The organism is Blautia sp. HCP28S3_G10 (assembly GCF_052065235.1).
In the GTDB taxonomy this organism is placed as follows: domain Bacteria; phylum Bacillota; class Clostridia; order Lachnospirales; family Lachnospiraceae; genus Blautia_A.
Genome location: NZ_JBQHUL010000100.1, coordinates 1 through 714 on the forward strand (window position 1 = coordinate 1; position 714 = coordinate 714).

The 714-nt window shown below is 36.4% G+C and carries 1 protein-coding gene; it reads left to right on the top strand.

Annotation, left to right across the window (positions count from 1 at the left end; genetic code table 11):
* A partial coding sequence (locus ACTNB8_RS16380) for a transposase (RefSeq protein WP_441056118.1) occupies positions 1–554 on the top strand: 554 nt, incomplete at its 5' end.
* Positions 555–714 lie beyond the last annotated feature (160 nt).

Genomic DNA, 714 nt, shown 5'->3' on the forward strand with positions numbered 1-714 from the left:
GGATCACGCTTTCTGCTGAGCAGCTTAAAGCAGCGGCAAAAACTTCTGTCGGCATACCTTCTGTTGCCGAAGAAATACAGATCAGACATCTTGTATGTCAGATTGAAATGATTGAAGAACAGCTTTCTGAAATAGACAAAAAGATAGAAGAGTTCTCCTTACAAAACAACTCTCCTATCCTCTCCATACCAGGAATTTCTCACTTCTCTGGTACTTCTATTTTAGCGGAGTTAGGAGATATTTGCAACTATACAAAAGCGTCTCAAATAATCAAATTCGCTGGTGTTGCTCCATATCACTATGAATCCAGCCAGTTTACTGCCCAACACACTGCAATAACCAAGAAAGGATCCAGATATCTGAGGAAAACTCTATATCAGATTATTTTGCCGGTTATCAACCACAACAAGGTTTTTACTGCGTATTACAACAAAAAGCTAATCGAAGGCAAAGGTTACAGATGTGCCCAGGGTCACTGTATCAGAAAACTTTTAAGAATCATCTATCATCTTTTAAGTACCGGACAGACATTCGATCCCGCTTTACTGATATAACCATACATACAATTTACCTTATAAATTCAGCCTTCTTTGAAAGGTCTATTTGTCGTGCCATAAAATCCATAATTATTCACATATTTTCAAGGTACATACTTTTGCTAACTAAAATTCAATTTTTCTAAAAAACTACTTGATTTTTATATAGTTAGCTCCA